General features: G+C 36.2%; 17 protein-coding genes. 5 read left to right on the top strand and 12 right to left on the bottom strand.

What is annotated here, in order from left to right:
- Together GM418_RS27570 and GM418_RS27565 are read right to left on the bottom strand one after the other, a co-directional pair.
- Complete coding sequence (locus tag GM418_RS27570; RefSeq protein ID WP_158870999.1) at positions 1 to 183, bottom strand: zinc-ribbon domain-containing protein; 183 nt, start codon at positions 181 to 183, stop codon at positions 1 to 3.
- A 227-nt stretch (positions 184 to 410) separates the two neighbouring features.
- Positions 411 to 749: a hypothetical protein gene (locus GM418_RS27565; RefSeq protein WP_158870997.1), complete on the bottom strand. Its 339-nt coding sequence runs from the start codon at positions 747 to 749 to the stop codon at positions 411 to 413.
- A 1,005-nt stretch (positions 750 to 1,754) separates the two neighbouring features.
- Here GM418_RS27565 and GM418_RS27560 point away from each other — a divergent pair.
- Positions 1,755 to 3,374, top strand: coding sequence for a DUF3843 family protein (locus GM418_RS27560; protein WP_158870995.1), 1,620 nt, complete (start codon positions 1,755 to 1,757; stop codon positions 3,372 to 3,374).
- Between the two features lie 212 nt (positions 3,375 to 3,586).
- Here the strand turns inward: GM418_RS27560 and GM418_RS27555 are convergent, their stop codons facing one another.
- Together GM418_RS27555 and GM418_RS27550 are read right to left on the bottom strand one after the other, a co-directional pair.
- Positions 3,587 to 5,233: an ATP-binding protein gene (locus GM418_RS27555; protein ID WP_158870993.1), complete on the bottom strand. Its 1,647-nt coding sequence runs from the start codon at positions 5,231 to 5,233 to the stop codon at positions 3,587 to 3,589.
- A 709-nt stretch (positions 5,234 to 5,942) separates the two neighbouring features.
- Complete coding sequence (locus GM418_RS27550; RefSeq protein WP_246222781.1) at positions 5,943 to 6,302, bottom strand: HU family DNA-binding protein; 360 nt, start codon at positions 6,300 to 6,302, stop codon at positions 5,943 to 5,945.
- A gap of 466 nt (positions 6,303 to 6,768) precedes the next feature.
- Between GM418_RS27550 and GM418_RS27545 the strand changes: the two genes are divergently transcribed.
- The 4 genes from GM418_RS27545 to GM418_RS27530 all read left to right on the top strand — a co-directional run bounded on the left by GM418_RS27545 (position 6,769) and on the right by GM418_RS27530 (position 16,430).
- The gene (locus tag GM418_RS27545) at positions 6,769 to 9,150 is read left to right on the top strand and encodes an ABC transporter permease (protein ID WP_158870991.1); all 2,382 of its coding nucleotides are present in this window, start codon (positions 6,769 to 6,771) and stop codon (positions 9,148 to 9,150) included.
- A gap of 96 nt (positions 9,151 to 9,246) precedes the next feature.
- The gene (locus tag GM418_RS27540; RefSeq protein WP_158870989.1) at positions 9,247 to 11,580 is read left to right on the top strand and encodes an ABC transporter permease; all 2,334 of its coding nucleotides are present in this window, start codon (positions 9,247 to 9,249) and stop codon (positions 11,578 to 11,580) included.
- Positions 11,581 to 11,683: 103 nt separating this feature from the next.
- A complete protein-coding gene (locus GM418_RS27535; RefSeq protein ID WP_158870987.1) occupies positions 11,684 to 14,041 on the top strand; it encodes an ABC transporter permease in 2,358 nt (785 codons plus the stop codon).
- Between the two features lie 16 nt (positions 14,042 to 14,057).
- Positions 14,058 to 16,430, top strand: coding sequence for an ABC transporter permease (locus tag GM418_RS27530; protein WP_158870985.1), 2,373 nt, complete (start codon positions 14,058 to 14,060; stop codon positions 16,428 to 16,430).
- 180 nt (positions 16,431 to 16,610) lie between these two features.
- On the opposite strand, the gene GM418_RS27525 is transcribed toward GM418_RS27530, so the two are convergent.
- The 8 genes from GM418_RS27525 to GM418_RS27490 all read right to left on the bottom strand — a co-directional run bounded on the left by GM418_RS27525 (position 16,611) and on the right by GM418_RS27490 (position 22,799).
- A complete protein-coding gene (locus tag GM418_RS27525; protein WP_158870983.1) occupies positions 16,611 to 16,895 on the bottom strand; it encodes a hypothetical protein in 285 nt (94 codons plus the stop codon).
- Positions 16,892 to 17,668 carry a relaxase/mobilization nuclease domain-containing protein gene (locus GM418_RS27520; protein WP_158870981.1) on the bottom strand — a complete coding sequence of 259 codons (777 nt, stop codon included), beginning with the start codon at positions 17,666 to 17,668 and terminating at the stop codon, positions 16,892 to 16,894. The genes GM418_RS27525 and GM418_RS27520 overlap by 4 nt, the downstream gene beginning before the upstream one ends.
- The gene (locus GM418_RS27515; RefSeq protein ID WP_158870979.1) at positions 17,665 to 17,973 is read right to left on the bottom strand and encodes a plasmid mobilization protein; all 309 of its coding nucleotides are present in this window, start codon (positions 17,971 to 17,973) and stop codon (positions 17,665 to 17,667) included. The genes GM418_RS27520 and GM418_RS27515 overlap by 4 nt, the downstream gene beginning before the upstream one ends.
- 118 nt (positions 17,974 to 18,091) lie before the next feature.
- Positions 18,092 to 18,976 (bottom strand): toprim domain-containing protein, encoded by an 885-nt coding sequence (locus GM418_RS27510; RefSeq protein ID WP_158870977.1) that lies wholly within the window; start codon positions 18,974 to 18,976, stop codon positions 18,092 to 18,094.
- Positions 18,977 to 19,218: 242 nt separating this feature from the next.
- Positions 19,219 to 20,385 carry a VapE domain-containing protein gene (locus tag GM418_RS27505; RefSeq protein WP_158870975.1) on the bottom strand — a complete coding sequence of 389 codons (1,167 nt, stop codon included), beginning with the start codon at positions 20,383 to 20,385 and terminating at the stop codon, positions 19,219 to 19,221.
- Between the two features lie 90 nt (positions 20,386 to 20,475).
- Positions 20,476 to 20,763, bottom strand: coding sequence for a helix-turn-helix domain-containing protein (locus tag GM418_RS27500; RefSeq protein WP_158870973.1), 288 nt, complete (start codon positions 20,761 to 20,763; stop codon positions 20,476 to 20,478).
- Positions 20,764 to 20,901: 138 nt separating this feature from the next.
- Positions 20,902 to 21,669 carry a hypothetical protein gene (locus GM418_RS27495; protein ID WP_158870971.1) on the bottom strand — a complete coding sequence of 256 codons (768 nt, stop codon included), beginning with the start codon at positions 21,667 to 21,669 and terminating at the stop codon, positions 20,902 to 20,904.
- The gene (locus tag GM418_RS27490; protein WP_158870969.1) at positions 21,666 to 22,799 is read right to left on the bottom strand and encodes a tyrosine-type recombinase/integrase; all 1,134 of its coding nucleotides are present in this window, start codon (positions 22,797 to 22,799) and stop codon (positions 21,666 to 21,668) included. The genes GM418_RS27495 and GM418_RS27490 overlap by 4 nt, the downstream gene beginning before the upstream one ends.
- Positions 22,800 to 22,937: the final 138 nt, after the last annotated feature.

The following is a 22,937-nucleotide window of genomic DNA, read 5'->3' as shown; positions in this document are numbered from 1 at the left end:
TCAAAACCTCCCTCCACACTCCGAACAAAACTTAGCTGTTTTAGTGGCTTTTGCTCCACACTCAGGGCAATACTTAACGTCAGCAACGGGTTGATTAGCCATATTAGTTGCAACCACCTTGGCCCATTTTTCATCTTTTCGGCTGCAGCTGATAAAAGCATAATATTGGTATCTCTTTTCCATAATGTGACTGGGTATTTTATGTTGTAATATGTTTTATGTATTAGTATTCTCAACGCTTACCAATAAATACCTTCATGGGTAATAGCTTATGAGACATTGAATACTATATGTGTAGCATAAGCAAAATTTAGATTTTTTGTGAGAATAATTAAATTTTGGTAAGTCCATTTAATGAGCCAAAATTAACTTTTGCCATTATGAGCATTGAAAACAGGAAATTTTAGTTGCTACATCTTTAATATTCTATCCAATTCAAGGTAAACAAACTGTTCAAACTGACTAAAATCTCCATCGGAGAGAAATAATTCTTTGATTTCAATTGAAAGCAGATCATGGAAATTCTCCGGGTAATTAAATTGCTTTACAGATGCCTTTATTTTTTCCAGTCTTTGAAAATCGTTGTCACTTTCAAACTCTTCTAATATTAGGGAATAAGCAGATTTATTAATTTTGCTTAAAATATTTTCCTTTTCCTTATCTGTTAACTTCAGGTCGATATTTGCACAATATAATAAAAGGTAAGCTCTTAGCTGGCTGGTGGTCCATTTAGGAGATAAATCATTCATTTTTAAGTATAGTTTAATATATTTCTATTATCAAAACTTCAAAAAAAACCACCAAATTTAATGTACGGAAACGTTGAAATTACTTATTAAATTTTTCTTTAGACAAACATTCCATTCAGTACATTTTATGATGATATTTTTTTCTTCTAAGATAGAAAATAATTCCATAACAGAAGAAAATGACACATTGCATTATGATTAAGGCAATTTGTGAAAATCAGATAATACTTGTAAGAAACTTTTTAAGCAAAATATCTTGACTCCTGAATTTGAAATGTAAGGTAATTAGGTCTTGACTATTTCTCTTTAGCTAAGAAATTTAAACATTATATTTAGCAAATAAGACAAGCCTATAGTCGGCAGGAACCCGGTTAAAACTTCACGTGTTTCAGCGTCTATCCAATCGGAACTATCTATAGGGAACGTCAAGTTTTCAAAACTGATTGTTTTGGGGTGGTTACTTTCCGATACAGAATGTATAGTTTTTGTGTAATAGGCACATTATTAGATTTTTATATAGTACTCGAATTGCGCGAGATGTAAATATGATGTAAAAATATCAGTTTTTTATATCGGTGTTAATTTCGCCTGTTATTTCGCCATAAAGATACACAATCTTGCAGATATGTTAAGCATGAGACTCTATTTCAATCCCGTAAACACCGCGTTAAACATTTTCGGAAAATTTTCAAAAGGAAAAGAAATAAAAAATGAATGGAAAAAGCAGAAGTGTTAATGAGGGATTTCAAAAAGTTTTAACCGGAGTTAACGCAGGTTAAGTCTTTTTGAAATTAGGAAAGTGCGATGGAATATATTAACTCTTCCGGTTTTGGAATGAATGGCTTTATGTCGGAAGCTTTTGAAAACCCGGAGGGCTTCTTGTTTCCCGAAAATGTAGGTATTTTGTGAAAGGGATTGTAAATTTAGCCCTTAATAATATTATGACTTATAAACCGTGGAGATAACGGAAGTTTTGTTTTAGAGGATAGAAGTAATATTTTTTATATGGAAAAAGACAAAATATATATCGATGATTGGTTAACTTTAAAACCATACGAAAATCAAACGCTAACTGATAGCTACTATCTCAAACTTTGTAATAAGATTAAACAAGCTTTACTTTCAGGCAAAGCACCGGTAGTTTTTTATATGTACATAGAAAAAGAAGATATTAACCTTCTTGCCTGTTTTTTAACGGCCTGGTTCGAAGACCTGGTTTCCGACACAAACATATACAATACATTTGTGAAGCAACACAAACAATTGTACAATAAACCATTGCCATTTTACGATTGCGAAGAGTATTTCGACGACGAGATTAACCCGCAAGACATAGGTTTTCTTATTTGGTATTTTATGAATACCGTACAAACCGATAAATTTATTTCCCCTTATAACGAATTTATTGAACTAAGTACTGAAAAGGTTTTTGCTGTTTTTGATGAAGCTTGGGAATATGCACCGGAAAATATGGTTCTGCAAAACATTTACTCTATTAATGAAGATGCCGATTATTACGATTCCCGTAACCTTATTGATACATTGCTTTTTAAAACCTACCTGTTCTATCCCGATACTTTGTTTCGGCTTGAAGAAAATGAAGCGGAGATAATTGAGGAAAATGGGATGGATGAAAATCTGGTAATGTACTTAAACGAAAACAGGGAAAGTACTTTACAAAATAGCGGTACCCATTTGTTAGCATTTAAGGGGAAAGAATGGGTGGCTGAAATAATAGGGAAAGAAAACGCTCTTTATGATGCATATTTAAATATCTCAAAAAGAATACGAGGATTTTTTCTTTATAAAGGTCAGGATGAAAATGATGTTTTTCTTGAGCATATTGCTTCGGGGAAAGCATTCAAACTAACAAAAAAATCTTTCGACCATTCCAATAATTTAACGGAAATCGATACAATTGTTTTTATGGGAATTGTGCAATGGAAAGGAGAATGGTGGTTTTCAGGCGTATATTTTCAAAATGATTTTAATGCAGATTTGGTTCTTAAAGAAAAAAACTCATTTGAAAGCAGGCAGGTAGTTAATTTTCTTGACCATAAAAATGAAAAAATAATCGATACCCTGAAAAAACAGCACACTGCTTTTCTGGATTTTAACAATGGCTTGCCCATCGCTTTTCTGGCTTCGGACATGTTAATGGATTTTAACCAGAAATATTATGACTATTTTAACGATTCGCTGAACCTAACAGAAAAAGAGATTGAAGAAGCCCGTGAGAGAGGTAGAAGAGATGGTTTTTTCAAGCCTGATGAAGAACAGAAGACAACTGATTTTTCGAGCGTAGCGGAATCCGGGTTGGTATTTTTTAATGAAAAAAGCGGAATTGAAATTGCACTTGAATGTAATTCTGCATTCCCCTTACCCGGGAACCCGTTTTTTGATAAAGAAAATAGTGAAGACCATATTTTTAGGTTATTTATGGATGAAAATATCTCTACTGAACTGGCTATGTATTGTATTAACAATTGCAAAGACAAACTCCTTTTTTTTACAGAAGGCATGGGCAAACTTTATCTAAATGATATTGATTTTTTGCTCCGTTTCTGGAAAAAAGAAAGATATTATTCCGAACCATCAATTACTGAAATTGGAGACAAAAACTAATTTATACAATTTGGAAATTAGCAGCTTATACCTGAAGTTTTTAATCCTCTCAGGGGCTTGTCTTTCAGAAATGTTGCCAATTTTTATGGTAGGGGGGGAATTATTTAATCTGATTAAGTCTGTTTTATTTATTTGTTTACACGATGCAAAAATAACGTAATGTGTTGTATGTTAGTAGTTAATATTGTTTTATTTTTTGTTTTATTTTTTGTTTATTTTTTTTTGAACAAGTTATAAGTCCTGTTTCTTTTGGCTCCTTCTGTTATTAAATCTTCACTTTCAACCATCCTGTAAACGGCTTTTTGAATATCTGATTTTGGAATTTCTTTCAACCGTTCCTGAATTTCCGATAATTTACTTTTGCCGTTGTATTTCAAATCTTCAATAATTAATGCTTCAATTTTATACGGTTCTAAAGTCTTTAACGATGGTGTAATATCCAATTTTGCCTGGGCAAACAATGCCGGGTTTAAAAGGTATTCCGTTCCTTTTTTTATACCCTGGCTAACCAGGATCCCTTTATCGATTAATGAGCCTATCCAGGAACGCATTTTATCTTCCTGGTTCAATTGTAATTTCCCGGAAAGCTGAGTAGAAAGTATCTTTTTCTCGGTAGCAACTATCCCAAGTGTAATATATTCTTTTTGCGTTAGCCGGAAATGTTTATCGATGTAATCCAGTATTGAAATCACATCAGGATTAACCGAACCGGCATAGACAGTTACAGCAACCTTGGTATATTCATTTTCTATTTCAGGGAGAGGTTTGGCATCTCGGCTCAGTTTTTCAAAAACCAGGTCGTAGCCGGAACCTTCGCCTTCCATTAATTTTAAATGGCTTAACAGTTGAATTAAATGCGGGTTTCTTCTGTGTCTTTCGTGCAGAATATTATTTTTTGTTATGCCAAGCGGGAATCCACCCGGACTGGTTATGGTCATCTTGTCGTGAAAGACCTCGATAAAAATATCGCCTGAAATGGTATATTTTTTATGGGCGATGGCATTAATCAACAATTCCCTGATAACTTCGGGTGCATATTGACGGATTGTCTTACGAAAAAGCCCATCGGGGAGCTCGGTACTATAAGTCAATTCAATAGCTTCCTTTTCAATCTCCAATAGCAGTTCCATGGGATTGTGTAAATGAAAATGCCATTCCTTTTTCCTTATTTTCTCCTCTTTCTCATTATAGACAATATATTGAACGGTAACAGGATAGCTCAGACCAGCCCTTTGTTGTGGTTTTCCAAGCCACAAGACTCCAAGATTAGTCAAATAACCTTCGTCTGAAAGTAACTGATAATATTCAAGTATCTCTTCTACGCTTTTGCTTTTTATAAAATCGGAAACTTTATCAGAGGCTTTTAAATTGGCAACAAGTGAAGTTATTTTATCCTGCTCTGCTTGGTTCAGCGTAATTTTCCGTGCAGTGATAAGCTCCCACTGGAACGCTGTTTTTTCTGCTGCCAGGTCGGTTAGTTCTTCGTTGCCAACCGGGAAACAGTTATCGGAGATTCGGATAAAAACCTTGCCGGATGAAGTGGTTGCAATGGTACGTGTTGATGGTAGAATGCGTAAAATAAAATATTCTCCTCCATTATCATGCGTAATTATTTCGGGATTAACAATGCCAACTCCGTCCGTTAAGCCACGAAGTTTTTTTACAACATCGTTTACCACTGTTTGTTCTATTTTTTGTCCGGCCGGGGGAAAATCCTCTTTATCTTCGATACCGATGATAATTTCACCTCCCTGGGCATTGGCAAAACAAACACAGGTTTCGGCCAGCTTTTTTAAATCGGCTGACCTGCCCGTAACTTTGCGAAGACTTTTGTAATCTTTGTTTTTATCTTCAATCATGAGTTCTGTTTTCTTTTCTACTCTGGGTTCAATTATATTCTGTAAAGCCTTTTAAGCTTAATCCCTAAGAAGATTTAGAAAATTAAGAATTTTACTTAAAAATAAAGATTCTTTCAAGAAATGTCGATCGCATCTCCTGAATATTGACGAAATTAACAATAGTTTTGGCCAATTCAGCATTGGTCGGCATTGTCGCCTTGAACTCTAATCGTCTCCCTTTCGGACGTAGAAGTGTTTCTTTTAATTTAACCATAATTCTGTCACAAATATCGTTATTAAATCAACATCTTCAAAAGAAGATTGAGTATTGATATTGGCGGGTTTTCGAAAATGTTGATATTTTGTGAAAGGGGTGAAGCCCCTCAATTCCTGATTTTCGTACAATACTTTTATAACATTTTTGTTTAATACAATAAAAAACTTCGTCAATATTTTAGTTATTCTTCTTAAAAGGAATATGAAAGAGTTTTGAAGCTACGTAAAAGCTGGTGGGCTCTACAAGAAATTCTGTTGAAACTTTGCTGTATAAACAAACTTAAATGTTAAAAAGAGAACAAAAAAAGCATATTCCTGTAATAAAATTAATTGTCTTTACACTTAAGACTTCCTTCAATTTTGGAGAAAAAAATTCTACGGAACCAAGGGCATTCGAAATGTATTTTAATTAATGATTGTGGATTATTTTTAAAAGTAAAATCAATTTAATTTGTTACTGTTTTTTACTTTTTTCAATGAAATGCCTACTGGGTTTAAAGAAAGGAATATTGTGGGCCGGAATTACCATCGTAATATTTTTTGAAATGTTCCTTGCTTTCTTTTCTGCACGCTTCTTAATTTCAAACGTCCCAAATCCTCTCAAATAGATATTTTCACCTTTACCCAGAGAATCTTTTGTGATATCCATAAACGCCTCAATGGTTTTACTTATCTGTAATTTATTAATATCAGTTTCGGAGGCTATCTTATTTATAATGTCAGCTTTAGTCATAATTCTGTACTTAATTTTTTTGTCAATAACCCAAGGTAGGGGCATTTGTATAGGGCAGTAAAGATAAAAAACTTTGTTCAACTTATTATGGAATTAATTAATTGAACTAAATTGTTTTTGTCAAATTCACAAGTTTTTCCTAAATGATTGGTTTTAACATATAATCAGTAGCCTCACAAAATATTATTTATCTTTCAATGTCTGATGATTTATAACCTGACTAAAAATTATACACCCGGTGTAAAATAAGTTGACACTTGTTCATATTAATACTTTTATAAGATTTTGTAATTCAGTAGTTTAGTAAAAAGGCATTTTTATTGATAAAACATTAATGTTTTGGGTGTTACATAGATAGTTATGAAAAAGGATCTAATATTTTGCTTGCAAAACCAATTTAAGCTGGTGGATTTTTACTTGCCGGAGTGATGGCACTTGGTATTGCATTACTAACCGTTAGCTGGCAAAGTTGGCGGGCTGCAACAAGGAACCCGGTTGAAGCACTCAGATATGAGTAATTTTTAAGGGAATAAAATCTTTTATTACCATGATGAATATTTTTAAGCATTTAAAACATTCTTTCAAAAAAGAAGGAGGATATGGCTTGCTAAATATTGCCGGCTTATCTATTGGTATGGCAATGAGTTTGTTGATAATTTTGTATCTGCAATATCATCTTTCCTTTGACAATCACATTCCTGAAAAAGAAAAAATTTACCGTGTTGTTGAAAAGGACAGGAACAACGGAAGTTTGTCGTTTGGCACTCCTTTGCCTTTGGCACAGGCAATCCGTGATGATTATCCCGGGGTTGGCGAGATTGCCGCGCTATCATCTTATTCCTATCCGGTTACCAGTGGCGAGACCAAGTTTAGTATCAGGGCTGCTGTTGCCGATGCTAATATTTTTGATGTGTTAGGGACAAAATTTTTGGTTGGTTCAGAAACAGTTTTGTCTGAACCAGGAAGTTCGGTACTTACCCGGGCGTGTGCGCAAAAATTGTTTGGGCAGGAAAATCCAATGGGCAAAATGTTTACAGTTGAAAATTATGGAGGAGAGAAGATTTTTACAGTTGAGGGGATAATTCAAAATCCTGCGGTAAACAGCGATTTTGATTTCGAAATGTATCTTCCCTGGGAATCGATGAATCAAGCCAACTGGCAAGAATTATGGTGGTGGGGAGGCTATCACATTCTTGCCAAAATGAAAAACACGGGACAAGAAGAAGATATGGAACAAAAAATAAATACCATTCTTGAAAGACATAAAGCACCATATATTGACGGGCGTTATGATTTTCAACTTATTCCCTTAAAAGGCTCTCATTTTCGTACAGATATTGAAAATCCGATATCGACTCCGGTTTCATTTGTTCTGATTTGGGTATTGGGTGTTATAGCTGGATTTATAATTGTTATTGCCTGTATCAATTTTGTCAATCTGTCTATTAGTCAAACAGAGAAGAATGTAAAAGAAACCGGAATATACAAGGTGTTGGGAGCATCGCATCGGAGTCTGGCAACAGAATTTCTTATCGTAACTTTTTTTAAAACGGTTGTTGCAATGGGAATAGCATTATTATTAACCAGGCTTCTCATTCCCCCCTTTCAAAAGCTGGCATTAATGAAAGGTTACGATTTATTTTCCAATCCATCGGTCTGGTTTATTCTGTTGGGAATCATACTCATTTCAGGGTTATTGTCCGGTTTGTATCCGGCTATGGTAATTTCCCGTCCAAGACCTGTAGAATTACTGTCAGGAAAAAAGGGATACAATCCATCAGGAAACGTATTTCGTAAATCATTGGTTGTAGCGCAGCTTTCAATTGCTACAATGCTTATTATAGCCTCGCTGTTTGTTTTTAAGCAAATTTCGTTTATGAAAAACCATGATTTGGGGTTCAATAAAAATGGACTGATTGCAGTTAATATAAGTCAGCTAAACGGGGAAACTAATAATATTAAAGAGAAAGCACCGATACTGGAGCAGGAAATACAAAAGCGGGGAATTCAAAATGGCATTAAAGGTATTGCAGCTACAGAAGCCATTCCCGGAACAGTTTACAAAAACGGGTTCACTGTATTTAACCCTGAAAATTTTAACTCTTATACGACCATATCTGTTGGGATAGATGAGAACTATGCAGGTGTGATGGAACAACCAGTGGTAGAAGGACGCAATTTTTCTAAAGAACTGGCCTCAGACGCAGAGGGCATTTTAATTAATGAAACTTTAAAAAAGAAACTGGGATGGAAGTCGATAGAAAACAAACAAATGGCCATTTTTTCAAAGGATTATAAAGTGCCGGTTATTGGTGTTTTGAAAGATGTAAATATAAATTCACTGGCACAGGCAATTCCACCAATGATTTACAGGTATAAGAAAAATGCTTATCCTGAATACATGGTCTTTCGCGTGAAGCCGGGATACGAGGCAAAAGCGTTACCGATTATCAAAAGTGAATGGGGGGAAATATCAGGAGGAAAACCCTTTGAGTTGTTTACCGTTGCCGATAAATTTGATGCCATGTACGGGGGAGAAGAACGCCTTTCAAAAATTATCGCTGCCTTTTGTCTTGTTGCAGTTTTGCTTTCATGCTTCGGGTTGTTTTCTCATATTGCATTTTCAGTACAACGCCGCACCAAAGAGGTAGGTATCCGTAAAGTAAACGGCGCCAGCATTTCAGAGGTATTGGCTTTGCTCAATATAGATTTTGTAAAGTGGCTAATAATTGCATTTATTATTGCTACGCCAATTGCATATTACGCCATGAATAAGTGGCTCGAAAACTTTGCCTTCAAGACGAGTTTGAGTTGGTGGATATTTGCACTTGCCGGTTTGCTGGCGTTGGGAATTGCTTTGTTAACTGTGAGCTGGCAAAGCTGGCGGGCTGCCACGAGAAACCCGGTTGAAGCCTTACGCTATGAGTAAGGCTGAAATCCCGATTGCTCGGGATAGAGGCACTACGTTATGAGTAGGACTTGAGTATTGAAGTTTAAAGTATAATTATAAAATAAATATCTGGAGATGAATACATTCATAAATAATATTTTACGTGTTGTCAGGAAAAATAAACTTGATTTTTTCCTGAACTTGGTTGGCCTGTCGGTAGCTATGATAATCTTTATTTTTGTTTCACTTTATGTTGAAAATGAAGTTACGTATGACAATTATCATCCTGATGCCAACCGGATTTTCCGGCTTACAACTTCGTTAACTTCACCCTCCGGACAAACCACTGACATGGCATTGGCAAATCCTCCTTTTGCCCAAATACTAAAAAACAGTTGCCCGGAAATTGAAGATTTTACCTGCGTTGAGACGGAAGGAGGTGCCACGCTTAAGTTTGGAGAAAATGAATATAAAAATATTAATGTAAGAGCTGCTACGCCTTCCATTTTTAAGCTATTTGCCTATCCTGCATTAATGGGAAATCCGTCTGAATTTTTAAAATCACCCAATACAATTGTTTTAACAGAAAAACTTGCCAAAAATATTTTGGGTGATTTATCTCCATTGGGGCAGAAAGTTACCATCGACAAAAAAGACTACCAGATTACCGGTGTAATAAAAGATTTACCCACGAATACCGACCTGCGGTTTTCTGCTCTTATCCCTTCGGATTTTGACGGTATCGGCGAACTTGTTGACTGGGGCGAGTACTTTGTCTACTTTAAAATGACAAGTGCTAATGTTACCGGGCTAAAACGTAAAATTGAAAAATTAACAGATGAAAAATATGCTGATCTGTTAAAAGAAATTGGTGGTTTTAAATTGGTTCATCATCTGCAGCCGCTGCAAAGTATTCATTTTGATAATTCTTTACTTGCTGATTCGCCTAAAGGAAACAAAACAACCGTTTACGCCTTTTCTGTGGTTGCTTTATTAATACTCATTATTGCCGGAATCAATTACAATAATTTGACGTTGGCACAACTGGAAAAGAGGGAACATGAATTTAACATTCGTAAAACCATCGGATGTGGAAAAAGATGGATTTATTATCATATCATCAGCGAATCGGTTCTGAACGTTTTTTTTGCGGCTGTTATTTCAATCGGACTGGCTTCTTTGCTTTTCCCGATGTTTAATCAATTGTTTGAGAAAAATTTCGATCTGTCTTCTGTTATTAGGATAGCTATTCCAATCGTTGGTTTTTTTGTTGCTTTTGGTGTAATGGTAGGTTTGTATCCTGCATTTAAAACCACCAAAGTCTCCTCCGTTAAAAAACAAGGATTTGGTTTATTCGGTAAAACACTGGTTACTTTTCAAAATGCGGTTGCCATTGTTATGATTGCCGGATTATTTATGATATGGAGCCAGATTCGGTTTATGAAGAATGCAGAGCTTGGGTTTAACAAAGAGCAGCTTATGGCCGTTTCAATTCCTCCTGAACCTGAAAAATTTCCGGGGAAGGAAGTTATACGACAGGAGTTTTCGGCATTGCCTGAGGTGAAATCGATGGCATTTGGAGGAGGTGGAACCAATCTTGGATCAACTTCCAACTGGATGAAAGCAATTATGGCGGTTAAAGACGACAATGGTGATGATGTACAGTTTGTATTGAATCAACCACAAATTGATGAGAATTATATTGATTTGTTTGGCATTGAAATGGTTGAAGGCCGTAATTTTTCACGAACTAATTCCAATGATAAGGATAAATCTGTTATTATCAACCAGGCATATGTAAAAGCTATGGGGTGGAGTAATCCGGTTGGGAAAATATTGGATGAAACTCCTCCACAAAAGATAATTGGAGTAGTTAAGGATTTTCATTTTGATGCACTAAATAACCCCATTGAACCTTTAAAATTTGAGCTACTTGAAGGGCAACCTTCCTATGTTTTTTTAAGAGCGGAACTCAAGAACGTCAAGGTAATTCAGAAAAAATGGGAGAATCTATTTCCTGATGAACCCTTTGATTTCCGGTTTATGGATCAGCATATGGCCGGATTGTACCGGCAAAATGAAAAAGATATGACCGTATTTTCCTGGCTAACCCTTGTGGCAATTTTGATCTCTTGTCTGGGGCTTTATGGCCTGGCATCACATTTTATTATTAACCGGACCAAGGAAATTGGAATCAGAAAAGTAAATGGAGCAAAAGTAAGCGAAGTGATATCATTGCTAAACAAAGGATTTATTCGTTGGGTACTTATTGCATTTGTTGTCGCTACTCCGGTTGCCTGGGGTATAATGCAAAAATGGCTTGAAAATTTTGCTTACAAAACCACTTTAAGCTGGTGGATTTTTGCGCTGGCCGGTTTGCTGGCTTTGGGAATTGCGTTGCTAGCCGTAAGCTGGCAAAGTTGGAGGGCGGCTACGCGGAATCCTGTTGAGGCTCTCCGATATGAATAGAGGAGAGCGGAGATCCCGACCAAAGCATCATTTTGGTTTTTACTTTAATCTGGGACAAAAAAGATACGAGCATCGGAATAGAAAAAAATAAAAGTATAATGATATGTGGAACATCAAATTTGTTTTAAAAAGTTTAAAGAAATCGTTTAGCATAACCTTTATAAATATCATAGGGTTTTCACTGGGCTTGTGTGTTACTTTTTTTCTTATTCAGTATTTGCTTAATGAATATAGTTACGATTCGTTTCAGAAAGATAAGGACCGGATTTTCAGGGTAGCCGTTAAAAGTTATCAAAAGGATAAATTCGAAGATGAAACGTATGTGTATACTTCAGAAATGGGAACTGCACTAAAGCAGGATTTCCCCGGTGTAGAGCAATATGCTACCATTTCTTATCCGAAAAGCGATATTTTTTATTATAACAATTCTCCATTCAAAATTGAACACTATCGGTATGCGAGTTCCGGTTTTTTTCAACTATTCTCCTTTAACCTAAAAGAAGGCGATCCGCAAAAAGCATTGGAGAATCCGTATTCGCTAGTGGTGACTGAAAAACTGGCGGAAAGCCTGTTTGGAAACCACGACCCGGTTGGAAAACAACTGATTCTCAATGATCAGAACTATACCATTACCGGAGTCGCTGCAGATCCTCCCAAGAATACAGATGTTAGGTTTAACATGCTTATTTCGTTCAGCACAAGGTACAAACAGAAAAATGTGTATATGGGCTGGAACGGTGGCAACCAGTACATCCATTATATAAAACTGGTTTCGGGGACCGACATTACTACATTAAGTGCGAAAGCCGACACTTTCATGTGGAAATACATAAACAAGGATTATGAAAAGGTTAACATTAAAGATGAAATTTATTTTCAGCCCTTGCCTGATATTCATTTACACCATAATGCAGATTCGGGTTGGCTGAGAACAAGCATACTTACTTTTTCAATGATTGCATTAATGTTGCTTGTTGTAGTAATTATCAACTTTATTAATTTATTTATTGCCAACGCGGGGAAACAATTAAAAACAATGGGGCTGGTAAAAATACATGGCGCCAGCCGATCCCGGACAATAAAATACTTGTTAACTGAAATAGCTGTTTTAATTTCTGTTTCCATACTGATTGCACTCGCCCTTGTCAGTTTATTCCATCCCTGGTTTGAGCAACTGGCCGGGAAACCCATTCCAACTATAGCTGAATCAGGTTTTGCTTATGCCCTGCTTATTGTTTGTACTATTTTGATTGTTACGCTGTTGTCTGCATTTTTTCCTTCGCTTTTTATTTCATCAGTTCAGCCTTCAAAAATTATAAAAAACAATGTTGCGGTTGGAAAATCAGGAAAAACGTTAAAAAACGGGTTGGTGGTTTTCCAGTTTTTTATCTCCATCCTGCTTATTGTTGCCACGCTTACCCTGCAAAAGCAAATCCGTTTTATGCAAGGGTTTAATTCAGGATACGATAAAGAAAATGTATTGATACTTCCTTTACAAACATCAGAGCTCCGTAAAAAGGCTGATCTACTAAAACAGGAGATAGCAAAAATCAGTGGAGTTAAAAACAGCTGTGCCGTTTCGGAAGTTCCATACGATGGACTAACGAGTAACGGGTATTTCCCTGAAGGAAAAGCAACTCCGGAACTGATAAACGTAATTGATGTAGATGAAGATTTTTTGTCCATGTTAAATATTTCCGTAACAAAAGGGGAGAATTTTTCACAGGAAATGGGAACCGATGATAATGCCTATCTGGTAAACGAAGCCCTGGTAAAAAAGATGGGATGGGATGATCCGATTGGTAAAACCATACGCCGGGGCGGCGTTCACCCAATTATTGGTGTCGTGAAAGATTTTAACTTTGCCTCACTGCGGAGTTCCATACTACCGTTGATAATAACCAACAAATCGTGGGACGGGTATTTTAACTACCTGCTTGTAAAAACCAGCGGCACTAACATTTCAGAAACAATCAAAGAAATAGCCGAAAAATGGGAGAATGTTGTTCCCAATTCCCTTTTTGAATATTCGTTTCTCGACCAGCAGTTTGATCAGGCTTACCGTATTGAATTAAGCATTCAGAGATTAGTTCAGTTTTTTTCTGTAGTAACCATTCTTATTGCTTTACTCGGATTACTTGGGCTTAGTAAGTTCTCCATTGATAACCGGGTAAAAGAAATTGGTGTGAGAAAAGTAAACGGTGCAACTATTAGCGAAATATTAATGTTGTTAAACAAAAATTACGTTGCACTTATTGTTACTGCCTTTGGACTGGCTGTGCCTCTAAGCTGGTTTGTAATGAATAAGTTACTCGAAAATTTTGCATACAAAACCGGCTTAAGCTGGTGGATTTTTGCTTTAGCCGGCATATTGGCTTTGGGAATTGCGTTGCTAACTGTTAGCTGGCAAAGCTGGCGGGCTGCAACCAGAAACCCTGTAGAAGCACTCAGGTATGAATAATTAAAAATTAAAGGGTATGATAAAATATGATTTTCTTTTTGCATTACGTAATTTCCGGAAACAAAGATTGTTTTCGCTGGTCAATCTGTTTGGGCTAAGCCTGGCCATTGTAGCTGTATGCCTCATTCTTGTTTATGTACAAAACGAGCTAAATTTTGACCGGTACAATAAAAATGCTGACAGAGTTTACCGTGTATACAATACGTTTGTCCGGGAAGGAAAATCACAAGACTGGGTTAAGACACCAACACCTTTGGGGGCTTTTCTCAAGGATAAATTTCCGGAGATAGAAAATACGGTCAGAATTGCCAGAGTGGCGAAAGGGTTAGTGAGCTATGGCAAAAATAGTTTTTTTGAAGAAAATATTGTTTTAGCGGATGCATCAATATTTGATGTATATACTTTTCCTCTTCTCATAGGAGATCCTCAAACTGTTCTGGAAACCCCTAATTCGGTTGTACTCTCAAAATCCATTGCTGAAAAATATTTTGGAAATGAGAATCCAATGGGGAAAACCATCAGTTATAACCGGGAAGCAGATTTAACAGTGAGCGGTATTATTAATGACGTTCCTGGAAACTCACATCTTCCGTGTGAAATGATTGTTTCCATGCCCACTTCCAGAGCCTTTTTCGGAGACGATTTCCTGACCAATCAAATGAACACTTCTGTTTTTACATACCTGCTTGCTTATTCAGGGATAGACAGAGATCGATTTGAAAATGCTATTAGTAAAATAGCGACTGATTATTACGGAGGAGCAGATTTTGGGGTATCATTTCATGTTCAATCGCTTACATCAATCCACCTTTATTCAAACAAAGGAGGAGAGTATCAGCCTAATGGTGACATCCGCACTGTATTTATTTTTGGCGCTATTGCTATACTTATTCTTATTATTGCTTGTATCAATTATATCAATCTTTCATTTTCGTTAAATAAAAAACGTTCAACAGAACTAGGGGTTCGAAAAGTAATGGGAGCAGGGCCCACACAGCTAATCCGCCTGTTTTTGTCAAATGCATTTGTTCTTACGATGTTCTCAGTTTTGATTTCTTCCGTTGTTGTCTGGCTATCGCTCCCCAGGTTTACACATTTGGTTGGTGCTGAACTTAATTTGGGTAACCTGGACTTTCGTTTTTATCTGAAATTAACCCTGATTTTTTTATTTATTGTATTAACAACAGGCCTTTCTTCAGGATGGCTCGCGGCACGTTTAAAACCGGTGGCCTCACTGAAAAAAAACGGAATAAAAAATGAAAGAAATATTGGGATGCACGGGGTAATGGTATTCGCCCAGTTTACCGTTTCTATAATCCTCATTACAGCAACATTTTTTGTAACTCGCCAAATGAACTTGCTTAAAAACAAAAATTTGGGATTTTCAAAAGAACAGTTGCTGACTATTCCGATCAATGACCAGGATCTTCGCACAAGAATACAACCGTTTAAACAGGATCTGCTTACCAATCCAAATATTTTATCTGCCAGCATAACTTCCGATCTTCCCGGAAAACTTCTTTGGGTCACTTCAATCGATTATGAAGGAAAAACCGAACAAAGTTCTGAAACCATGACTTATTTGGAAATCGATAAAGACTTTATTAAAACTTACGGAGTACAAATGAAGGCTGGTTATCTGCCAGGCGACGATGCGTGCCCCTATAACGGAACACAATATCTGCTGAACGAGGCTGCAGTAAAAAAATTAGGTTGGGAACAACCCATTGGAAAAATTTTTGCCTGCCGAAACGGGAAAGAGGGACACATCACCGGTATTGTACACAATTTCAATTTCAAATCGTTGCATGAAAATGTAGAACCATTATTTTTATACATAAACGAAGAAGGTAGCAATTATCTTACTTTAAAACTGGACACGCGTAGTGTAACAAAAACCGTTTCATTTGTCGGGGAACAATGGAATAATTTTGTTCCGGGCAGCCCGTTTGAATATTTTTTCTACGACGATTTTTATAACCAATTATACCAGAAGGAATCCAGATTTAGTCGAATCATATTTATTTTCTCATGTATTGCCATTTTAATTGCTTGTATGGGAATTTTTGGTTTGGCCGTTTTCCTTTCTGAAACAAGAATAAAAGAAATTGGCATCAGAAAAGTAAACGGCGCAAAAATCTCAGAAATACTTGCTATGCTAAACCGTGACTTTGTAAAATGGGTAGCCATTGCTTTTGTAGTTGCCTGCCCCATTGCCTGGTATGCCATGAATAAATGGCTCGAAAATTTTGCCTACAAAACCACTTTAAGCTGGTGGATTTTTGCATTGGCCGGTTTGTTGACATTGGGAATCGCATTACTAACAGTAAGCTGGCAAAGCTGGAAAGCAGCTACAAGAAACCCAGTTCAAGCGTTGCGTTACGAGTAAGCAAAATAAGTTACACTACAAATAATACTTTATATTTGGTTAGAGTGGCACAACAGCCAAGATGAAAATTTTGATGGTTTAATTATTAGACGCATGGTAAAATGAAAAAAGGTGAATAATGTAATCTATCCTAAAGCAGTTACAATAAAAAGATGTAAAAATAAATTTAGTTTAGGTAATCTAAACAAACCAATTAGCAATAGATGCCAATAAAACACTAGCAATCAACCATAAAAACCACCTTGGTATAACCACACTTTTCTGTAGTTTTTGTTTATGATCTTCGAGTAATTCTTCCAGCTTGTCTGTATTTAGGTCAAACTTTAATTTGGTATTTTTTAGCTCATGCAGTTGCCGGGCAATTTCCGGGGCAACCTCTTTAATGTTCTTGCTGTTTTGTTGAAGTATTTCAATTTCAACTATTAATATTTCCAATAATTTCTGTTGCGATAAATTTTTTCTCATAACCTAAACCTTTGTTTTTTATTCGAATTGTATTGTTGATTTCTTTTATGGGTATTGTATGCTTGTAAGCTTTGCAGTATTAATTTCTGTAGGTTTGCTGCACTGAACGAACGATGTACTGAACTGGCTTTAATTGAATTTTCATTAATCAGGAATTTTATGCCAACAACTTTCCCGTCGGAAGCCTGCTTTAATTGTGTGTTTATACCATACGGTTTCATCAGTTCTGCATATTCAAAAATGTTCCGTGGTTTTTGTTGCAAAGCTTTTTCGTGTGCGTCTATAACCTGACGGGATAACAGGTCTTCTTTTTGTTGCTGAACTTCTTTTGCTGTGGTAAATTTCCAGTCTTTGGCAATGCTTTCTGCAATTCGTTGGGCTTTTTTGCTGATGTAGTTGTCCTTATATGCTTTCCCGTTAAAATCAATCCGGTTAACAAAAATGTGCAGGTGCTTGTGGTTTTTGTCAGAATGCAGGAATGTAATATGTTGATTTTCTTTCAGGTTCATCTTTAACAAAAAATCATTGGCAAGCTGAACAAAATCCCCGTTTGTAAGTTTCTGTCCATCCGGGATAGCAGGGCTAAGCACGATGGAAAACGAATTTCTTTCACATCGGGCATTCAGGTTTTGAAATACCCGAAATTCCTGTGCGATTTCTGTTCCTGTTTCGCCCGCAACATTGTGCCGGTTGATTTCCAATGCCCCTTTCTTGTTTTTTGCATAGTTTACGGCATTAGAAATGTGTGATATGCTTTTGGCTTTTCCAATCATTGTTCAAACTTTTCAAGGTGGGTTTTTATCTGTTTTATCATTTCTTCCAATTCCAGGAGGATAGTATCATTCTTCCTGAAATAATCGCTTTTAACTAGGTTACTTATCGCTTTAAAATTCCGGTGGAAAACATGCAGGTTCTTATAAATCTCCATTTCTTCCGGTGAAAACCGTAGGGTAACTTTCATGTTCAGGGCAGCACGCCTTGCAAATTCACTGGTGTTTAGCCCGGTTTCTTTTGCAGCTATTGTTATTGCCTTCTTTTCAATATTGCTTACCCTGAATGAAATATATTTTGTTTTCATAATTTTATCATTTATCCGTTAAAATGGCTGCCAGGAAAATCTTTGATTTTCCTCCCTTTGCGAGTTTAGGAGCAAAGCAAGAGGTCAATTGTGCAACATTGACACCTCTTGAAATAGCTTACCGCACAGGCCTCCGCTGTCGTTGGATTGGAGCGGTCAATAGCTGGTTTAAATCTTTTTTTTCCTCATAAAGGGCAGACATATCGACACTGTTCGACAGGTTGGCCAGTAACCGTTTTGCTGCTTTTCTCCCTGCCGGGTCATTGTCAAGGTAAAGACCAATTTTTGAATATGGCAGTGCAACTTTTTGAATCCGGTTAATAAAAGAAACCGAGTTCAAAATCAGAAAATCCGACTTGTGTGGTAAGCGCGGATAAAGCATCAACAAACTGAAAAAGTCAAACATGCCTTCCGTTATACTCAGCATTTCTTTCCCGGTATTGAAATAAGAAAAGTCTTTAGGCGAAGCTGCATTTTTGAAATACGGATTTCGGAGTTCCCAGCCTCCGGAAATATTTTCTAATCCAATGGCAAAATAGGTACGGCTCCTGAAAGAATAATGTACTTCTTTTGCATATTGGGTTGCAACTGAAGGATTGATTCGGCGGCTTCTCAAATAAGTAATCAATGCCGGGTGCTGTAAATTACGGGCACTTTGAATTTTGATTTCGCCTTGCTTTTCAGGAACTGCAAGAATTTCTTGCTTCTGAAAAGAAAAAGATGGTACAATTTTGTTTAGAATGGAAAGTGATTCCCGGATACTGCATTGGTTGTTCATTGCAATGACCAGGTCAATTATATTTCCGCCTCGGCCAAGCCCATGGTCGTACCATCGGTTTAGCAGCTTTGAAACCTTAAAAGATGCTTCTTTTTCTTCCCGAAGCGGGCTAAGGAACCAGGCTTCTTTGTGGTTCTCCCGTTGGGGTAAAACTGCGTTTTCTTTCAGAAAATCGACTATCGTAATCTCCCGCGCTGTATCGCATTGTAATTTTTCTTTTTTCATCGGCAAATACTTTAAAATGTTGAAAATTGCCTACCTACTTACCTTTGTGTAGATAATCAGCCGGTTAGAACATAGGTAGACACTTATTTTAACTTACCTGTTTTACCTTTTGGGTAACTTAGGTAAGGTTCAGGTAAGAAGAATGGTAATATTCTTACCTGTAGAAGCCCTTTTGTTTACGCCACCCTCGGTATATTAAGGTAGGTAGGTAACTTTAAATCGTATTTTTGAACACAAACATTTCAATCCTGATTGAAATTTGATTTTGCCAAATATCCCCAAACTTGTTTCCGGGGATGCTTAATTCGTTGAAAGTTGAACCCTGACAGAGCTTTCCCGATATTAATGTGGTTTAACCTGAAATTTAGGGGGCCTAATACACTCAACACATCAGAGGCAGTAACGAAGTCGGCCATGTCTTGCGATTTTTCGAAGTACTTGGCAATGAGTTCCTGTTCTGTTGTTAACCGGGTATATTTCTTGTTGCGCTCTTCATTTTCGTTCACATCATTTACCGTTAATTCTGGATTGAACCCCGGTTCTTTGTAAGCCAAATGATAAGCTTGCACCCAAATGTTATCAATGTCGGTTTCTTTCGAGTAGGCAAAATTTATTGTGTCACGGAGTTCAAAACACAGCCACCTCACAGAGCCTGTTTCATCGTTCAGGAATGTGGTCATATTTGTAGAACCAATAAATGAGCAAATCCGGGGCAACGTTGTGTTTTTGCGGTCATAAGGCAAGCGCTCATTGATAAAGGTTTTGCTAAAGAAGGCTTTTAGAGCGTTTATGTCTTTCCTGCTCAGTACGGCCAATTCATCCAGATTCAGCAGAAAATTCCGACTTAGCTGGATTCTGGCATCTTTATCGTTGCTTATATCCTCGGCCATGTAAGCAGATAATCTTGGCGGGCAAAGAAACCGGCACCAAGTCGATTTGCCGGAACTTTGTCCGCGATGGCTAATAATAAATGCCTGTTTGTTAAAATATTCTGGTTCGAGTGCACACCTTACAGTACGAACCAACCATTTACGAAAATGATATAAAAATGCTTCGTCTTCAAAGGTTGGTACATAAGAACAGTATTTCTTGATATAATCTATGCCGTTCCAAATTGGTAACGAATTGAAATAATTTTGAATAGGGTTATGCTTTTCAATCCAATCCGATTTAATAAATATTTCCAGCTTCTTGGGCGTTACATCAATACTAACCTTAGCCAATTCTATTATCAGCGAGTTGACGTTAAGTATATGCCAGTTATTTTCTTCCTTCAATGAAATTTCATAATCATGCGAGACTTCATTGTACCGGATGTCGTATTTCTCAAATAAATATTCTGCTGTATAATCGAAGATTGTTTTCTTTTTCGGATTTTCAACGACATATAAGTTATCTTTTGAATCCATTTGTTCAATAGTTTGTCGAAAACCTGTATCTTTCACATCAGGTTTTCTGAATTAGGAAAATCAATTGAGATTTAGCGTAAGGGTAGGGCTTTACGCTTTTTTCTTTTTTATGATGTAGCTAAGAGATTCCTCTTCTATTTCGTCATCGGATTTATGACTATTCTGAAGAAGCCAGTTGTCTAATTTTTCTTTTTCAAAGAAAATAATTTTTCCATTTGGTTTAGAGAATGGTATTCTCCCGGAAGAAGTTAGTTTGTATAAATAGGAACGTGACAGGCCTGTGTATTCACACGCTTCATCAAATGTCAGTACCTTTTTGTTCGAAATAATTAATCGCTCGATACGGTCAAGCTTTTCTGCAATTTTAAATTCGTTCATTGTTATTTTTTTAGTGAATAATGAACGAAAGCTTTCGTTTTCCTTTTTTAGATATCTGGAACCAAAGGAAAAGAATAGCAAAGTATATAACAACGGGGAGAAGGGGGACGTAATGGGTATTAAGATGGGGGATGGCTTTTATTTTGCTGATATAACGCCTTTTATAAGTGCCTTGATTTTCTCTTTTGGTTCAGTTGTCTTTTCTATAAATTTATCAATAGGCTTTTTCCCCAGAATAATGGGAGAGCCATCTTCTTCGCAGAAATAATCATGAATAACGCTTTCTAATGTTATTCTATCTAATGAACCGTCTTTTTTATAAAGGCCGGGGAATAAATTTGTAACCAGTTCTATAAGTGTTTGCCTGTTGGCCTTATTCCTGAAAAAATCAATCCAAATTATTTTAGGAAGCTTTCCTAAAGGCTTTTGTTTTATAAAGGCATAGAACGACGGGAAAGTACAGTTTATATAATTATCATTTAGGGCATGGTGCAACTCTTTTATTTTGTTGTCATCTCCAATAATACAGCGTAATTGAGTTGAAACTAAGCTTTTAATTTCTCTAATGATTGATATCTCATCAAATCGCTTTGTCCATGTTTCACTTAAAATCAGACTTATGCGTATCGCTCCTATGATAAAGATACTTTGTATAATATCTGAAAGAATTTGCAATTTGCCCAGAGGTTGTATAGTTTGAAAAACTAATATGTACCACAAAAGCCCAGCTAAAAAAGAAAAAGCCATGTAAAATAGAATTCGAGGTTTATCAATTTCTTTATTCCATTCAAATTTTTCTCGTTTAATTACAGAAAACAGTAATAGAATTAAATATTTGTAAAGGAACCTCAATGTCGGATATGCAAATGCTACAATAAAGATGATGTTTATAACAGGCTTACTCATAACGATATATTTATCTGGGGTATAATACTGGCAGCTTCTTTTTGTTTTTTGTCAACAATCTTAGCATAAATTTCGGTTGTTCTTAGTTCTTTGTGCCCAAGCCTTTTGGAAACTGTGTAGATATCTGCTCCATTTTCAAGCATAAGAATTGCATTCGTGTGTCGGCTCGAATGAAATGTAAATTCTTTGTGTACACCAGCTTTATAAGCCCATTTCATTAAAATATTAGAAGTTTGCGCAGAATATTTTAGTCCATCAAACACCGTATCATCAGGTGCTTTTCTTTTACCTAAAATTTCTCTGGCATTTTTACTTATGTATAAATATTCAAGTCCATCGGTTTTCTTTTGTGTGAAAACTATCCTCAATTCATCCTCATTTTCTCGGACTTCCTTCCAAAGAAGTTTTTCTATATCTGAGTACCTGAGTCCTGTCAAACAGGCAAATAGAAAGGCTTTTTTTAAAACAGGAATCCTGCATTCTGCCAAGGCTAATTTTTGTACTTCACTTTGAGTGAGATATGGTCTCTCTACTTCTGCTTTTGGGAACCCCTTAACTAAATCTCCCGGATTTTCATAAATAATGCGTTCTTTGAATGCTTGGTTTAGTGCCGCTTTAACTTTTGAAAAGTAGGATTGTTTGGTATTTGCTGAGAGAGGTTTGCCTTGCGGGGTTGTCGCAGTGTAATCCAAATAACTTTTGAATGATTTTAATTTTTCCCCATCAAAATTTTTAAATGTGATGTTTTCTCCAAAGTATTTAACCAAATGGTTGTATGTGCTTCTCCAATTATCATAATTTCCGGTGCTTTCAAATCTTTCTTCGGTCATATTATTGAAATACTCAATAAAGTTTATATTGATTTTTGAAGTATTTTGAAAGCCAAACTTTCCGGCGTTGTAGTCTGCTTTTCTCTGAGTTAAAATTTTATCGGCAAGAATTAGCTTTTCCTTGTTCTGTTGTTTTTGTTTTTGATTTTTTGGGGTATCGGTTAGATAAATCTCCAGGTTTTCAAATTCCCGGTTGTGTTTTATCTTTCCATCCTTGTCTTTAGTGTAACCTTTGTAATATTCAAGGAATAAGCTTATTCTTCCATCCTTTAAATTTCTTTGTCGTAGCTTTATTTTCATTTTTTACAACTTTAGTGCTTTGAGTTGTAAAAATATAGCAAAAAATTAGATATAAAAAGTAAATAATAGGAAATTTTGATTTGTGATATTTATTGTAAATATCTCATATATTGTCATTTAGTTTCTTTTGTTTTCTCT

Origin of the sequence: Maribellus comscasis (assembly GCF_009762775.1) — a bacterium.
GTDB lineage: Bacteria > Bacteroidota > Bacteroidia > Bacteroidales > Prolixibacteraceae > Draconibacterium > Draconibacterium comscasis.
This window is presented reverse-complemented; position numbering and strand designations above follow the sequence as displayed.

What these genes read in the sequence shown, in the direction of transcription:
- GM418_RS27530 (WP_158870985.1), top strand. Translation starts at nt 14,058, where the DNA reads ATGATAAAATATGATTTTCTTTTTGCATTACGTAATTTCCGGAAACAA.
- GM418_RS27490 (WP_158870969.1), bottom strand. Translation starts at nt 22,799, where the DNA reads ATGAAAATAAAGCTACGACAAAGAAATTTAAAGGATGGAAGAATAAGC.
- GM418_RS27495 (WP_158870971.1), bottom strand. Translation starts at nt 21,669, where the DNA reads ATGAGTAAGCCTGTTATAAACATCATCTTTATTGTAGCATTTGCATAT.
- GM418_RS27560 (WP_158870995.1), top strand. Translation starts at nt 1,755, where the DNA reads ATGGAAAAAGACAAAATATATATCGATGATTGGTTAACTTTAAAACCA.
- GM418_RS27565 (WP_158870997.1), bottom strand. Translation starts at nt 749, where the DNA reads ATGAATGATTTATCTCCTAAATGGACCACCAGCCAGCTAAGAGCTTAC.
- GM418_RS27515 (WP_158870979.1), bottom strand. Translation starts at nt 17,973, where the DNA reads ATGAAAACAAAATATATTTCATTCAGGGTAAGCAATATTGAAAAGAAG.
- GM418_RS27570 (WP_158870999.1), bottom strand. Translation starts at nt 183, where the DNA reads ATGGAAAAGAGATACCAATATTATGCTTTTATCAGCTGCAGCCGAAAA.
- GM418_RS27535 (WP_158870987.1), top strand. Translation starts at nt 11,684, where the DNA reads ATGTGGAACATCAAATTTGTTTTAAAAAGTTTAAAGAAATCGTTTAGC.
- GM418_RS27500 (WP_158870973.1), bottom strand. Translation starts at nt 20,763, where the DNA reads ATGAACGAATTTAAAATTGCAGAAAAGCTTGACCGTATCGAGCGATTA.
- GM418_RS27505 (WP_158870975.1), bottom strand. Translation starts at nt 20,385, where the DNA reads ATGGATTCAAAAGATAACTTATATGTCGTTGAAAATCCGAAAAAGAAA.
- GM418_RS27555 (WP_158870993.1), bottom strand. Translation starts at nt 5,233, where the DNA reads ATGATTGAAGATAAAAACAAAGATTACAAAAGTCTTCGCAAAGTTACG.
- GM418_RS27545 (WP_158870991.1), top strand. Translation starts at nt 6,769, where the DNA reads ATGATGAATATTTTTAAGCATTTAAAACATTCTTTCAAAAAAGAAGGA.
- GM418_RS27540 (WP_158870989.1), top strand. Translation starts at nt 9,247, where the DNA reads ATGAATACATTCATAAATAATATTTTACGTGTTGTCAGGAAAAATAAA.
- GM418_RS27525 (WP_158870983.1), bottom strand. Translation starts at nt 16,895, where the DNA reads ATGAGAAAAAATTTATCGCAACAGAAATTATTGGAAATATTAATAGTT.
- GM418_RS27520 (WP_158870981.1), bottom strand. Translation starts at nt 17,668, where the DNA reads ATGATTGGAAAAGCCAAAAGCATATCACACATTTCTAATGCCGTAAAC.
- GM418_RS27510 (WP_158870977.1), bottom strand. Translation starts at nt 18,976, where the DNA reads ATGAAAAAAGAAAAATTACAATGCGATACAGCGCGGGAGATTACGATA.